The sequence below is a fragment of the Flavobacterium calami genome (assembly GCF_038290035.1).
Classification (GTDB): domain Bacteria; phylum Bacteroidota; class Bacteroidia; order Flavobacteriales; family Flavobacteriaceae; genus Flavobacterium; species Flavobacterium calami.
Map to the genome: position 1 here is coordinate 137,583 of NZ_JBBYHS010000007.1, position 14,704 is coordinate 152,286.

The following is a 14,704-nucleotide window of genomic DNA, read 5'->3' on the forward strand; positions in this document are numbered from 1 at the left end:
TAGAGATATTCTTAACATATATTGTAGTTTTAAAAGCAATTTCTGACCTCATGATGTTTTATATTTGAAATCAAATTTATTGTTATTGATTTTTCCAGACATCACTATTTGTAGTGATTTTATTAGACATAGCGCTTGCCTTTACTTTCTAAAATGGCATTTAAAGTTGAAGATTCATGTCCTAATTCTTTAGATTTTTCTGCTGTTTGCAATGCTTTTTTAGGATTATTGAGTTTACAATATATTTCGGCAAGATTGCAGACATACATACCTTCTTTTGGATTACTCAAAATCGCCTTTTCAAAATAAGACAAGGATTCATCATAACGTGATTCCTGGTCGTACAAACAACCGTAATTGTTGTACATGTGTGCCAATGCTGCCGGTTCATGTTGGGTTTTAGCAATAAAATAATCTTTTTTAGACAAACAAGCTTCAAATCCTTCTTTATACCACAATATTCTTGCTTCCAGAAAATAAGCAAAACCATACCCTGGATCTATCGTTTTAATGGTGTTGCATTTTTCCTGCGCCAGATCGTACTTTTTGTCAAATACCAAGTCCCATCCCTCTTTATACAACCCTCTTTTTTGTTGATCTTCATTCAGATCCTGCAAATGGTCATCCATGCTTTGCTTATGGTCTTTATCCATTTCGATTTCACAATCGTCAAATACCAAAGATTTTTCGCCCGCAACGATTCTGAATTTCAAATCTGTTTCCGAAGAATTTTCAAAAACAACATCAAACAAAACAGGAAGTTCCGTATTACCTTCAGTTAGTTTTTGTATGCTGTGATACATTTTTTGAGTATTGATATGTAATGTGAGCCAGGGATATAAATGATAACCTCTGTAAACAATTTTAAGCTTTTGGGGCAGAAAATTTATTTGCGGAATTTCTATTTCTGTAAATTCTGTTTTCCAATTTTTGAAAGCAACATCAAAAACCTCCATATAATTATTCCCTTTGAGTCCCGAAATACTTATACTCCAGCAAAACTGTTTTTGCTGAATTAAAAAACGTTCTTCAATTCCGCCGGAATTTCTATTTTTTTTTATTATCTCTGAAAATACTTCAGGGTTACTATAATATTCATGAGATTGTCGCTGTTGCGAAGCTTTTTGTTTTTTAAAATCTTCTGTAACATTTTTTGGAGTACTGAAAGGAAGATCAATTAAAACCAAATCTTCATTAAAAAGACGGATTCCTCCATTGGTATGAATATGCAGATTCATCGTTTTAGTTTTTTTACCTCTCAAAATTTTCGGAACATCTGTAGGGTATTTCTCTTTTTCAATTATAAGTCTCTCAAAGGGAAAAGGTATTTCGATATCGTAATATTTATCTTCAATAACAGAATACCAGGACATATATAGAAAATTAGCATCAAAAGGCATGTGAACTCTTTCACTAAAAACACTTCCTGCGAGGTAATTCCTTCGAACTCTTTGATTCATTTCGCTCAGTTCTTTTTCTGAATAAAAACAAGGAGGCTGTTTTAATTTTATGTCAGAAATTGTATGTCTGGATGTGTTTACAAACTGAATCACATCAATGTACGAAAGCAATTCCCTGTCATGATTTACGATTAACAATACCTTGAGATAATTATTCGCCATATACTGTAATTCAACATAATAACGAATATATTGAAAAGCATAATACAGAATAGGAGGCCCAAACAATATTCCAAGCCAAATCTGAAAATAAAGCTTGTTGAAGATTCCTGTTTTTTGATACACAACCAATGAATAAACACCGTAATCAACAAATAACAATACCAGAAGAATGATTACGACGCCTTTTAAAAAATCAAAAGTTATACTCGTATCTGATTTGCCATAATAATAAACAAAAAAGTAACAAACCCATGAAATAAACACATTTGCCAGAACTGCGGTAATGACACCAAAAAAATAAAGCAACCCATAAGTAATAAAGGAAGTTATTAATATCAGCGCTATTGGAAAGCCAAACTCTGCACTAATATAAACTTCGTCTGTTTCTTTGTAAGACCTGTAATTATTCATCATTTATTTTGGGGAATTGCTAGATACATTCTTTTTTTACTTTTCAGTCAATAATTTTTACAAAATCAAAATTATCTATATGATCCAAATATAATTTTTCGACCAAATCAAGTAAGATTAGGTTCTTCATTTGGTACCGGTATTAAAAACATTGTTTATTCTGACAGACCATATATAACCATTATTTCTGTCTCGGAGATGATCTGCATTCCCGGTAATGATAATTTCATTTAAATCTTCAAGGTTTTTACTTTGTGGAAATATTTCTTTAATCTGCAAATAGCGGTTATGAAATTCCGGTGCATCATGAATCATTAATTCTAATCCGGATTTACCAAAATTGAGATACTTTATACTTTGCTGCCAGACTCCTTCAGAAAAATGATTATAAAGAATGAATATACCGGTTCCCTGTCCTATGCCCAGAGTTTCTCCGATTAACAGACAGTTATTATCATTGCCCGGAATCAGAGTATGAATTTTATAAATATGAGAGAAATTCTGAAGTAATTTATTAAAAGACAAGATGGTTCCGCCTGCTGTTATCCTTCCAAACAACGGCTCCGACAAACTTCTGCCTGAATTGTTATCATCTGCCCCAGAAAACCATACGCCGTCCTGAATGGTTTTATCTTTTTGGATTTTAAAAAACGGTGCCATTTTATAAATTGGCTTTAAATTTTCGGATCCTAAATATCCAAGACTCTGATTCCAGATTAAGGTTCCATCAACATTATATTTTGAAATTCCATAATCTTCAAGTACATAATAACTTTCAGGATTAGAATCAGGGATGTGTAACTTAATCTTTTTTGGGTTGACCTGATCTATATCCTCAGCAATAAAACCCGAATCCTCTATCATTACTTTGCTTTGCCATTGCACAGGTACATAATCATCATGGCTCCCACACATAACACATTGATACCAGTTTCCGCTCACTAAAAACGACTCATCTTTACCTTTTTGTATCGTATGTATTTCTGTTGCATATCCTTTTTCAAACAGTTGAGAAGTTAAAATTGTATTTCCCTTAAACAAAACTAATGCAGCACCCGAATACAAACCTGAAAAATTACTTCCCATCAAGTAAGTATTCTCATTCAGGCCGTGAATACAGTTCCATTTTAAGTTTTTCGAAATTTTATACCTATCTCTAATCTTCAAATTATGTTTATCAAATACAAAAATCTGTTGAAATAAAGACTTATACTCTTCAGTATTCCAAATATTTAATAAAACAAAAAGAGCATTACCCGAATCGCTAACCCCGACAATCTCAACATGATGAATATCTTTAAATTTTTCTTTTAAACTTATTGAGCTGACTGATATATCCATTTTTGTTACCAGTCTAATTAAGGACAATTTTTCGTCTGGCTGTTTTATTATCCTTTTCTAAAACAACAAAATAAACCCCTTGTGAGAATTGCGACAAATCGATTATATGGTTTTCTTTATTGGTTAAAACTACAATTGTCTTTTGAAGTTTACCCAAGACATCATAAACAGAAACCTTGTCCAGAACTGCATTTTTAATACTCAGACCATTGGCTTTATTTTGATGTAAAACTGCTTCTTTAAAAATTAAATCTTCTGTTTCATTTACATTACTTTGTAAATCTTCAGACATAGCTAGTTGTCCATAATTACAGACACTAAAAAGAAGGCTTAAAACGAGTAAAATATTTTTCATAAAAATGATTTAAATTGAAAAAAATCTGCCTTGAAGAGTCTAAAAGGCATTCTAAGCAAATTTAATTTTTACCAAAACGGAAGAAATCACTATAAATAATGATTTTATGGCCTTATAAAAAACAGGCTATCCAAATAATCTATGGATAGCCCGGTTTTTAGAGAAATTATGATTAATGTGCCCTGATATTTTTGAGCAAAAACAGACCCGGACATTAAAACGAGTCCTGCCATAATTATTTTCATGATAAAATATTTTGAGATTAATAAAGTTGTAAATACTCCTCTAAATCAAATTATACTTACAATTGTTACCCTCTAAACTTTAAAAAAAATGCCTCTCCAGAAACTGGAAAGGCATTGAATCGTTAGAAATATTTTTTTTACTTAGTAAGCAGAAGCTCCCTGTATTTAGTCAGCGTCCAGCTTTCATCATCTACCAGTAATTCAAGTTTATCACAATGATTACGAATGTCTTCAAAATAAGGCTTTACTTTATTGCAATATGCTTCAGCCATTTTTTGAGCATCTGTTAAATGATTTGCAGTTCTTCTTTCATTAGTCATTGCCTCCACTTTTGAATTGATACCTTCTATATGACCTGAAATTTCTTTAATCAGAATGATTTGTTCTTTGGCAATCGTTTCGAATTCTTTTCCAAAAATCTCTTTCAGTCCTTTTACGTTTTCAATTAAAGTATTTTGATAACGAATTGCAGTTGGAATCACATGATTTCTGGCAATATCTCCTAAAACCCTGCCTTCAATCTGAATTTTTTTGGTGTATTCCTCCAATTCGATTTCATAACGTGCTTCGGCTTCCACATGATTTAAAATACCTAATTCAGCAAATAAATCCAAAGCTTGTTTAGAAACTTTGGCTTTAATGGCTTCAGGAGTAGTTTTAAAGTTGCTTAAACCTCTTTTGGCTGCTTCCTTTTCCCATGCATCACTGTAACCATCTCCCTCAAAAAGAATTTTTTTGGACTCTTTTATGTATTCTCTCAAAACATTGAAGATAGCTTCGTCTTTTTTCAATCCTTTGGTATCAATCAAATTATCAACTTCAATTTTAAAATCCTTTAATTGTTTCGCTACAATAGCATTCAAAGTTGTCATTGCATTCGAACAGTTTGAATTAGAACCAACAGCCCTGAACTCGAATTTATTTCCTGTAAAAGCAAAAGGTGAAGTCCTGTTTCTATCGGTATTATCCAAAAGAACATCTGGAATTTTACCAACTACGTTCAGTTTTAAATCGGTTTTTTCTTCAGGAGATAATTTTCCTGTGGTTACACTTTCAAGTTCAGTCAAAACTTTTGTCAACTGTTCACCGATAAAAACCGAAATAATAGCCGGAGGCGCTTCATTTGCCCCTAACCTGTGATCATTACTGGCTGTTGCGATAGATGCTCTTAGTAAAGTTTCATAATCGTTAACTGCTTTTATGGTATTAATAAAGAACGTTAAAAACTGTAAATTACTCATTGGTGTTTTACTCGGACTCAATAAATTAACCCCTGTATCAGTTGCCAGTGACCAGTTATTGTGTTTTCCTGAACCATTTACACCTTTAAAAGGCTTTTCATGAAATAATACTTTAAAATCATGACGTTCTGCCACTTTTTGCATCACATCCATTAATAAAGAGTTATGATCAACAGCAAGATTGGTTTCTTCAAAAATTGGAGCCAGCTCAAACTGATTTGGCGCTACTTCGTTATGACGCGTTTTTACCGGAATTCCCAACAACATACATTCCTGTTCTAAATCTCTCATATAAGTAAGAGCACGTGTTGGAATAGATCCGAAGTAATGATCGTCTAACTGCTGCCCTTTTGCCGAGGTATGTCCTAATAAAGTTCTTCCAGTCATCATTAAATCAGGACGGGAATTCGCCAAAGCTTTGTCAATTAAAAAGTATTCCTGCTCCCAGCCCAAAGTAGCTGTTACTTTTTTGACATTTTTATCAAAATACCTGCAAACTTCTGTAGCCGCTTCATCCATAGCTGATAAAGCTCTCAGTAACGGAATTTTATTATCTAAAGCTTCACCTGTATATGCGATAAAAACGGTTGGAATACATAATGTTGTTCCGTATATGAATGCCGGAGAAGTTGGATCCCAGGCTGTATATCCTCTGGCTTCAAATGTATTTCGGATTCCGCCATTCGGAAAACTTGACGCATCCGGCTCCTGCTGAACCAATTGTGCTCCTCCAAATTTTTCTACAGGATCACTGCCATCGTACGATATATCAAAAAAAGCATCGTGTTTTTCTGCTGTAGTTCCTGTAAGCGGCTGAAACCAGTGTGTATAATGCGTAACACCTTTTGCCAAAGCCCATTCTTTCATTCCCATAGCAATATAATCTGCCAGTTTTCTGTCTATTTTTGTACCGTGCTGAATAGCATCCCTTACCCCTTTCAAAGCATCCGAAGTCAAATATTGCTTCATTGCTTTCTCATTAAAAACATTTGCCCCAAAAATGGTTGATTTTCTGTCAATTTCCTCAAAATTCACAGGCTTTCTTGATGAAGCTTCCTGCAAGGCCTGAAAACGTAATGTTGCCATGTATATAATTTTAAAATTCTTAATAGTTTGGATTAAAATAAAGAGGAACAAATATAAAGAATAAAAAAGCCTTTTTTAGGCATAACTCCCAGAATTTTGAAAAGGATTATTTCAATAAAAGTTTCATTTTTTAAAGAATTTCGAAATAGTTTTAAAAAAATATAACAAAACATACGAATATTACTAAGGAAACCAACAATTTTTCATAATTGAAGCAGAAATAAATTCAAAAAACCCACATGTTTATTACGAATTTATTTTTAAAACATTAAAAAATTGCTATTTTTTAAATATACCCCTTCGTAAATTGCGCTTATGTAAAAAATTATATCTATCTAAACAAAATACACCCCCTAATTTTTACGGCTAAAAAAATAAATCTATATTTGACCCAGCGAAAAAACAAAAAAAAATTAATTTATATTATTATGGCTAAAATTAAGTTAGAGTACATTTGGTTAGATGGATATGAACCAACTCAAAATCTTAGAAGTAAAACTAAAGTTGAAGAGCACGAAAATTTCAAAGGAACATTAGAAGAACTTGGAAACTGGTCATTTGATGGTTCATCAACTAAACAAGCTGAAGGAGGATCTTCTGATTGTCTTTTAGTTCCTGTTGCAATTTATCCAGATCCAACTCGTATCAATGGATATTTAGTAATGTCAGAAGTTATGTATGCTGACGGAACACCACACCCTTCTAACGGTAGAGCCACAATTGATGATGAAGATGATGATTTCTGGTTTGGTTTCGAACAAGAGTATTTCATTATGGATACTAAAACTCAGCTTCCACTTGGTTTCCCAGTTGGAGGATACCCTGCTCCACAAGGGATGTACTACTGTTCAGTAGGTGGAAAAAACACACACGGAAGAAAATTAGTTGAAGAGCATGCTGATTTATGTATCGCTGCCGGAATCAACTTTGAAGGTATTAACCAAGAAGTTGCCTGTGGACAATGGGAATTCCAATTATTCGCTAAAGGTGCTAAAAAAGCAGGAGATGAAATCTGGGTAGCACGTTACTTACTAGATCGTTTAACTGAGAAATATGGTTACTATATCGAATATCACCCAAAACCTCTAGGAGATACTGACTGGAATGGTTCAGGTATGCACGCTAACTTCTCTAACTCTGTTCTTAGAACATGTGGTTCTCAGGAAACTTACGAAAGAATCTGTGAGGCTTTCCGTCCTGTTACTAAAGAACATATCGCTGTTTACGGAGCTTACAACGAGCAACGTTTAACTGGTAAACACGAAACAGCATCTATCAATGACTTCTCTTACGGAGTATCTGACAGAGGATGTTCAATCCGTATTCCTTTGATGACTGTTCAAAAAGGATGGAAAGGATGGTTGGAAGACAGAAGACCAGCTTCAAACGGAGACCCATACAAAATTGCTGCTAGAATTATCAAAACTGTTAAATCAGCACTATAATTCAAAGCTTAAATTATATCCTAAAAATGCCATCGTAATTGATGGCATTTTTTTTATTTATTAGCAAAAGCATTTAGAACTCGCACAATGTGACAAGTTGCAATCAAAAAAAGACTTCATTATTAGTTCCAGCGATAGTCGAGAACCTTTTACCGCTTACTTTTACATTTCACTTCTACCAAAATTTTCCTAACTTTAAAAGTAAGTTTCTAATAAAATTATTTTTTTAAGTTAAACTTCAAAACTTATCTTTGTAAATCATTTAAAAAAATCATCATGATAGTCTGGACTTTGTTTTTACTGGCCGTAGTTTTTATTCTTGCTTTGGATTTAGGAGTTTTTAATAAAACCCCACACATTATTAGTACCAAAGAAGCCAGCAAATGGACACTGATTTGGGTTACATTATCTTTTCTTTTTTCAGGAGTAATTTATTGGCTTTACACTACCGACTATATTGACAATCCGGATAACTTAAAACCTGCAGTAGCTTCAATGAAGTTTATTACCGGTTATCTCATCGAGCTTTCTTTAAGTGTGGATAATATTTTTGTCATTGCCATTATTTTCGCCTCTTTTAAAATTCCGCAGAAATACCAGCATCGTGTATTATTCTGGGGAATCCTGGGTGCAATTGTTTTTCGTGGCTTAATGATTTTCTTTGGTGTAATGTTAATCAATAAATTTAGCTGGACCACTTACTTATTTGGTGCGTTCCTGGTATTTACAGCTATAAAAATGCTGTTTTCAGGGGAAGAGGAAGATTTTCACCCTAAAGATTCGTTTATTTACAAAGCACTGGGTAAAATCATACCGATAACCTCTCACACGGATCACGAAAAGTTTTTCATACTAAATGAGAAAGGCAAAAAAGCTGCCACACCTTTATTTGTAGCTCTGATTGTAATTGAAGTAATGGATGTTTTATTTGCTGTAGACAGTGTTCCTGCAATTCTGGCGATTACTTCTGATCCATTTTTAGTATTCAGTTCTAATATTTTTGCCATTTTAGGATTACGTTCTATGTATTTCTTTTTAGCAAATATGCTGGCAAAATTCAGTTATCTGGAATATAGCTTAGTTGCTATTTTAGCTTTTGTGGGATTAAAAATGCTACTTCACGACTATATTCACCTACCTGAATGGGCTTCCTTAGGATTTATCGCAGTTTCACTTTTAGTTGGAATTTTGGTTTCCCTGAAGTTTGGAAAAGAAAAAGAACTGACGGATTTGGATTAGGAATAAACATTCTCAACATATATTCACAAAAAAAGGAAATCTTACGATTTCCTTTTTTTATCTAATTGTAAAATATGTATTAAAACTTTACATTCTGCACTTGGCTCTCGTCTAATTTAGCAGCCTTCATTACTTCTAAATAATTATTTTTATTCACAGATGCAGCTAAATCTGAAGGTATGAGTACTACACGAAATGTTTGATCATTTATAAAATCAGAAGCATTTATTAAATTAAAAGAAGCTCGTGCTGTAATTACAAAATCAACTTTACTAAAATCATAATAATAATCTATCACATTACCATTATCAAAATAAACCGATCTCGGTATAAGTTGCCACACCGGCGTATTAGAATTAATTAAATCCATTAACCTATATATTAGGACAGTTTCATCATCACGCAAATTATCATTTATTTCAAAATTGAAAGTACTTTTTAAATTATACTCATTATCAGTCACTCTTCCCAAATCAACATTTTTAATTTCAAATGCATAAGGAATTGTATCATAATCCACATTATCATTATCATCATCCGAACAACCAGAGAATGCAAATAATCCAACAACAGCAAAAAGTGTCAATATCTTTTTCATAATATATTTTTTTAAAGTTTATACTTAAAGATATCCCAAAAATCAAACCAAAAAAAATATTTAACGGTCTATCCATGAAAAATTCTGTTTATTTTTTGATAACAACCTGATTTTTAGACAAAATTTTACTAAAAAATAATACATGATACGGCAATGAATTCTGCCAATATTCCCAGGTATGTGCTCCTGGACGTTCGGTATAATCGTGTTCTACCTTATTATATATTAATCTTCGATGCAGCTCCCGATTAGGTTCAATTAAAAAATCGTCTACACCGCAATCAATTATGAGTGGCAGCTTGTTGCTTTTGAGTTTGTCCAGCATTCCTAAAACAGCATGCTGTGCATATATTTCGGGATCTGCACTTTTATCTCCAAATACAGGTTCAATCAGTTTTATCATCTGAGCAGCAGAATCTCTATTTAACATCACCCCCATATCAACAGCACCGCTCATGCTTCCGGCAGCACAAAACAATTCAGGATGTCTGGCTGACAAGTACAAAGCTCCGTGACCACCCATTGAGAGCCCAGTGATGACACGGCCATTTTTATTATTAATAGTCCTGTATGTATTATCCACTTTCTGAAGCACTTCCTTTGTAATAAAAGTTTCAAACTGACTTTTGGCATTAACCGGACTGTCAATATAAAAACTAAAGGTTTCACCTTCAGGCATGACAATTATCAAATTGTACTGATCTGCCAGATTTTTTACAAGTTCCTTGTCGGGAGTGTTTTTCAGCCAGTCACTAAAATGCCCGTAAGCACCATGCAATAAATACATTACCGGAAATGCTATTTTTCCTTTAGCATAGGAATTAGGCAAAACAATTGCTGTTTTATATGTTTTATTCATTGCTGTACTAGCAACTTCTAAGGTATCTACTTTCGCAGCATGAGAGATTCCGGTAGAAACCATGCAGACAAAAAGCAGTATTTTAAAATGTTTCATAGTTTATGTTTTTTTTATAAACATAAATATACCTTTTATCTTCAAAAAAAGACATAAAAAAACCATCAACGAATTTGATGGTTAATACTTTATAAATAAAAAAATCACATAATCGTAGCCCTGTGCTCCTGCCTGTATTCTGAAGCACTCTTACCTGTATATTGTTTAAACGATTTGCTGAAATGGCTAAAATTATTAAACCCGCTTTCATAACAAACTTCGTTTATACTTATAGGTTTCTCTGCTAAAAGTTTAGAAGCATGAACCAAACGGTATTCGTTTACAAATTCTGTAAATGTTTTATTGGATATTTTTTTAAAATAACGACAGAAAGACGACGTTGTCATACTTACCAGACTCGAAACTTCATCAACCGAAATAGGTTCCTGAAAATGATCTTTCACATAACTGAATACTATATTCATTCGGTCATTGTCGGGCACCTGCATTTCCATTAAAAATCCGTCAGCATTTAAAATCGTATATTCTTCAGAAGAAGCGAGATCTTTTAGAATACCCAATAGAGTAAGGAAACGCTCAAACGGAGATTTATTTTCCATTAATTCCATTCTGGTTCCAATTAACTTTTTAGTCTCACCTCCAAATGCAATTCCGGCTTTAGCCTGTTCAAGAAGTTTCTGAATTTTTTTCATTTCGGGAATATTAAAAAAATCATTCCCAAGAAAATCAGGTTTAAAATGAATAACGGTTTCATCCTTATTTCCCGTTTTCTCATTGGTAAATCCACAATGTGGCAAATTAGAACCAATCAGGATTAAGGAACCATTGGTATAATACGAAATATGACTTCCTATCTGCCTCTTCCCTGCTCCGCCATTCACAAAAACAATTTCAATTTCGGGATGATAATGCAATAAGTGCGATTTACTGTTCGTCTTATGTGCATGCTTGGTATAGGTAAAGGAACTTCCGTATGAGTTTGATATTATCTCAAGAGCTGGGGCAATTGGTTTCATTTCATAAAGATTAAATAATAAAAGCAAAATTAACAAAAAAGCCTAAAATAATTCAAACTTTAACCTACATCGCTTTCGTAAATGAGAATATTGCATTATTACTGACAAACAGAATATACAAAAAACTTACAGAACAGAAGTGATTTAACATCAAAGAATCAGACTATAATTTAGATACTAAAGCTAAGAAAAAGATTTTAAAATTAAATTTAGTATATCAACACTTTTGTGATTTTAAAATCAATCCTCTTCCGAATTTAAAAAGCAGACATTTTTATTGAAAGAAAAAAATCTCACACATTTGAGACTTTTTTTTCACTTTAACTTCAAAATGCCATTATGTTGTCAAAATCGATTTGTTCTCAAATTATCTTTTTTTTAATGATTTTGCATTATTTTATGCAACAAAACGTGTATTTGTACCTCTAAAATTACAGTTTTCAAAACCATAACAACGTTAAAAATTGCATTACTCTTAATTTTTTCCTACAAAAATTACATTATTTCATTAAAACAGATATATTGATTTTTAAATTCTCATTTCACACAAAAACTTTGAAAAATAATAAGCAAATTCACAAAAACACCAAGAATAATTCAAATTTTAACATATAACGGTTTCGTAAATGCGAATACAGCACATATATCTGCAAATAGAGTTGTGTATTTTCACGTATTACAGAAGTAATTTAGCACTATAGAATTAGAACAATAATCTAAAAAATATTAATCATGAAAAAGATGTTAAAATTAAGTTTAGTATGTGCGGTACTTTTTACAGGAAGTATTTACGCTATCGGAGGAAATGAAGATTTTGCTCTTCATGTAATTAAGGAAAATGGAAAAGAAGTGACTTTTGCATTAAACAATGTAAATAAAGCACACTTATCTATATATGATAAAGAAGGTACTCTAATTTATTCTGAAAACGCAACAGGTAAAGATGGTATCCTAAAAACTTTCAGTTTTGAGGAATTTCCGGCAGGAACTTATTTCCTTGTAATTGATGACAGTACACAAACAACAAAACACGAAATTACTATTACTGATAACACTTCGGTTTTATCAACAAAAGCAATTTCTTCAATTTATAAAGCAGGAATCTCTGCTAAAAATACTAGCGTAGCAGTACGCTAAAAAAGTTATACTGCATACAGTATAAAATGAGGTTAGATAGTTAGTAAAGTTTAAAACTTAACGGTTTTAAAAACAGCTCTTGGTGGTTCTTGAGCTGTTTTTTTTTGCTTTAAACTTTCACCCGTAAACATTTTTCATCCAATCAAAACATAAGTTCTGTAATAAATTTCAAAGTAAATGTTTTTAAATTATTGTAAATTAATTAACAAAACTGATTACAATATCTTTACATTTTAACCTATAACGGTTTCGTAAATGCGAATACAGCACATATATCTGCAAATACGGTTGTGTATTCTTACATATTTCAGAAGTAATTTAGCAGTACAAAATCAGAACAAAAACTTTAAAATATAGAAATCATGAAAAAGATGTTAAAATTAGGTTTAGTGATTGCAGTGCTTTTTTCAGGAATCAGTACATACGCAATTGACGGAAATGAAGATTATATCCTTCATGTAATTAAAGAAAATGGTAACGAAGTTACATTTGGATTAGAAAATGTAACACAGGCTAAATTAATGATATACGATCAGGATGGTACTATCCTTTATTCCGAGAATGCTTCCGGAAAAGAGGGGATTCTAAAAAGAATCACATTTGAAGATTTTCCAGAAGGAACTTATATCTTAAAAATAGAAGATAATGTAAAAATAACAAAACATGAAATCACTGTTACTTACAATAAAGTGATTTTATCTTCTAAAGCAATTTCATCAGTTTACAAAGCAGGTTCTTCTGCAAAAAATACAAGCGTAGTAGTACGCTAAAAAAGTTATACTGCATACAGTATAAAATGAGGTTAGATAGTTAGTAAAGTTTAAAACTTAACAGTTTTTAAAACAGCTCCTGGTGGTTCTTGAGCTGTTTTTTTTTGTTTTAATTCTACTGAATTATAAAATAAAATCATACAATTTTAATGTGATTCAAAAATAGTCTAAACATCATATAATAGTAAATTACCAAATAGTCATTTTTTAAATTATTGTAAACGATTTAACAAAACAGATGATAATAATTTTACATTTTAACCTATATCGGTTTCGTAAATGAGAATATAGCACATAAATAAGAAAACACAGTCGTGCAAAATAACTAATTATACAAGTAATTTAGCATCAGAGAATTAGAACTATTAATTTAAAAACTATTGACATGAAAAAGATTTCAAAATTAAGTTTAGTGTTAGCAGTACTTTTCGGAACAAGTACTTATGCTATCGATGGTAATGAAGATTTCAATCTTCATGTATTAAAAGGAGATGGAAAACTGATCACTTTTGCTCTTAATAATGTAAAAAAAGCAAAACTGACAATCTATGACACAGACGGCACGCTAATTTATTCTGAAAGCGCTACAGGAAAAGACGGAATTTTAAGAACATTCAGCTTAGAAGAATTTCCCGAAGGAACTTATTTCCTGGAAGTAGAAGACAGCGTAAAAAAAGTAAAACATGAAATTACGATTGCAGGCAACAAATCAGTTTTGTCTACAAAAGCGATTTCATCTGTTTACAAAACAGATTCTGCTAAAAATTCGAACATGGCAGTACGTTAATTTAAAATTTTATACAATTGTATAAAAATGATTAGGTAGTTTAAAAACATTTAAAAACATAAATGTTGTATTGAGAAACAGCTCATATTGGTTATTGGGCTGTTTTTTTTATGCGCTTTATTTTCAAATTCAAGTAATAAAAAGCCCTCATTTTACAAAAAGAAACGGTAGCTGATTTTATTTTTTTTTATCAGTTAAAATTCAAACAACGAAAAGTTCAGAAAAACAAATTTGTTCTCAAATTACCCCTGTTTTGCTATTTCGAGAGTATTTTATGCAAAAAAGCATTTCTTTTAAGGAGTAAAATTACATTTTCCCTAAACAGACTATACACAAAAATTGCACTACTTTTAATTTTACACTAGAAAAATTACACTTTTTAGACGAAATCTATAAAGTAGTTTTCAAATTCGTAATCCATGTGAAAATTTTAAAATATATTAATCAAATTAGCAAAAACACCAAGAATAATTTAAAATTTAACATATAACGGTT

The 14,704-nt window shown here is 31.8% G+C and carries 12 protein-coding genes; 5 read left to right on the forward strand and 7 right to left on the reverse strand.

Annotated features, from left to right (window positions below):
• Positions 1-122 precede the first annotated feature (122 nt).
• The 4 genes from AAEO57_RS07975 to AAEO57_RS07990 form a co-directional block, all read right to left on the reverse strand.
• A complete protein-coding gene (locus tag AAEO57_RS07975; protein ID WP_341691359.1) occupies positions 123-2,036 on the reverse strand; it encodes a tetratricopeptide repeat protein in 1,914 nt (637 codons plus the stop codon).
• 123 nt (positions 2,037-2,159) lie between these two features.
• Positions 2,160-3,374: a hypothetical protein gene (locus AAEO57_RS07980; RefSeq protein ID WP_341691361.1), complete on the reverse strand. Its 1,215-nt coding sequence runs from the start codon at positions 3,372-3,374 to the stop codon at positions 2,160-2,162.
• A 13-nt stretch (positions 3,375-3,387) separates the two neighbouring features.
• On the reverse strand, positions 3,388-3,729 hold the full coding sequence (locus tag AAEO57_RS07985) for a T9SS type A sorting domain-containing protein (protein ID WP_341691362.1): 342 nt from the start codon (positions 3,727-3,729) through the stop codon (positions 3,388-3,390).
• Positions 3,730-4,111: 382 nt separating this feature from the next.
• Positions 4,112-6,301: a glutamine synthetase III family protein gene (locus AAEO57_RS07990; RefSeq protein WP_341691364.1), complete on the reverse strand. Its 2,190-nt coding sequence runs from the start codon at positions 6,299-6,301 to the stop codon at positions 4,112-4,114.
• A gap of 428 nt (positions 6,302-6,729) precedes the next feature.
• Here AAEO57_RS07990 and AAEO57_RS07995 point away from each other — a divergent pair, with 428 nt between their 5' ends.
• Entirely contained in the window at positions 6,730-7,746 is a 1,017-nt protein-coding gene (locus AAEO57_RS07995; protein ID WP_341691367.1) for a glutamine synthetase beta-grasp domain-containing protein, read from the forward strand.
• A 276-nt stretch (positions 7,747-8,022) separates the two neighbouring features.
• Positions 8,023-8,985 (forward strand): TerC family protein, encoded by a 963-nt coding sequence (locus tag AAEO57_RS08000; protein WP_341691369.1) that lies wholly within the window; start codon positions 8,023-8,025, stop codon positions 8,983-8,985.
• Between the two features lie 79 nt (positions 8,986-9,064).
• On the opposite strand, the gene AAEO57_RS08005 is transcribed toward AAEO57_RS08000, so the two are convergent.
• The 3 genes from AAEO57_RS08005 to AAEO57_RS08015 all read right to left on the reverse strand — a co-directional run bounded on the left by AAEO57_RS08005 (position 9,065) and on the right by AAEO57_RS08015 (position 11,515).
• Positions 9,065-9,583, reverse strand: a complete 519-nt coding sequence (locus tag AAEO57_RS08005) for a hypothetical protein (protein ID WP_341691371.1) — start codon at positions 9,581-9,583, stop codon at positions 9,065-9,067.
• An 88-nt stretch (positions 9,584-9,671) separates the two neighbouring features.
• Positions 9,672-10,538 carry an alpha/beta hydrolase gene (locus AAEO57_RS08010; protein ID WP_341691373.1) on the reverse strand — a complete coding sequence of 289 codons (867 nt, stop codon included), beginning with the start codon at positions 10,536-10,538 and terminating at the stop codon, positions 9,672-9,674.
• Between the two features lie 104 nt (positions 10,539-10,642).
• Positions 10,643-11,515: an AraC family transcriptional regulator gene (locus AAEO57_RS08015; protein WP_341691375.1), complete on the reverse strand. Its 873-nt coding sequence runs from the start codon at positions 11,513-11,515 to the stop codon at positions 10,643-10,645.
• Between the two features lie 732 nt (positions 11,516-12,247).
• Between AAEO57_RS08015 and AAEO57_RS08020 the strand changes: the two genes are divergently transcribed.
• The 3 genes from AAEO57_RS08020 to AAEO57_RS08030 all read left to right on the forward strand — a co-directional run bounded on the left by AAEO57_RS08020 (position 12,248) and on the right by AAEO57_RS08030 (position 14,209).
• Complete coding sequence (locus tag AAEO57_RS08020; protein ID WP_341691377.1) at positions 12,248-12,652, forward strand: T9SS type A sorting domain-containing protein; 405 nt, start codon at positions 12,248-12,250, stop codon at positions 12,650-12,652.
• A 362-nt stretch (positions 12,653-13,014) separates the two neighbouring features.
• Positions 13,015-13,422, forward strand: coding sequence for a T9SS type A sorting domain-containing protein (locus AAEO57_RS08025; protein WP_341691379.1), 408 nt, complete (start codon positions 13,015-13,017; stop codon positions 13,420-13,422).
• 385 nt (positions 13,423-13,807) lie between these two features.
• Positions 13,808-14,209 (forward strand): T9SS type A sorting domain-containing protein, encoded by a 402-nt coding sequence (locus tag AAEO57_RS08030; protein ID WP_341691381.1) that lies wholly within the window; start codon positions 13,808-13,810, stop codon positions 14,207-14,209.
• Positions 14,210-14,704: the final 495 nt, after the last annotated feature.

Coding starts and splice junctions, on each gene's coding strand:
- AAEO57_RS07975 (WP_341691359.1), bottom strand. CDS start 2,036: ATGATGAATAATTACAGGTCTTACAAAGAAACAGACGAAGTTTATATT.
- AAEO57_RS07980 (WP_341691361.1), bottom strand. CDS start 3,374: ATGGATATATCAGTCAGCTCAATAAGTTTAAAAGAAAAATTTAAAGAT.
- AAEO57_RS07985 (WP_341691362.1), bottom strand. CDS start 3,729: ATGAAAAATATTTTACTCGTTTTAAGCCTTCTTTTTAGTGTCTGTAAT.
- AAEO57_RS07990 (WP_341691364.1), bottom strand. CDS start 6,301: ATGGCAACATTACGTTTTCAGGCCTTGCAGGAAGCTTCATCAAGAAAG.
- AAEO57_RS07995 (WP_341691367.1), top strand. CDS start 6,730: ATGGCTAAAATTAAGTTAGAGTACATTTGGTTAGATGGATATGAACCA.
- AAEO57_RS08000 (WP_341691369.1), top strand. CDS start 8,023: ATGATAGTCTGGACTTTGTTTTTACTGGCCGTAGTTTTTATTCTTGCT.
- AAEO57_RS08005 (WP_341691371.1), bottom strand. CDS start 9,583: ATGAAAAAGATATTGACACTTTTTGCTGTTGTTGGATTATTTGCATTC.
- AAEO57_RS08010 (WP_341691373.1), bottom strand. CDS start 10,538: ATGAAACATTTTAAAATACTGCTTTTTGTCTGCATGGTTTCTACCGGA.
- AAEO57_RS08015 (WP_341691375.1), bottom strand. CDS start 11,515: ATGAAACCAATTGCCCCAGCTCTTGAGATAATATCAAACTCATACGGA.
- AAEO57_RS08020 (WP_341691377.1), top strand. CDS start 12,248: ATGAAAAAGATGTTAAAATTAAGTTTAGTATGTGCGGTACTTTTTACA.
- AAEO57_RS08025 (WP_341691379.1), top strand. CDS start 13,015: ATGAAAAAGATGTTAAAATTAGGTTTAGTGATTGCAGTGCTTTTTTCA.
- AAEO57_RS08030 (WP_341691381.1), top strand. CDS start 13,808: ATGAAAAAGATTTCAAAATTAAGTTTAGTGTTAGCAGTACTTTTCGGA.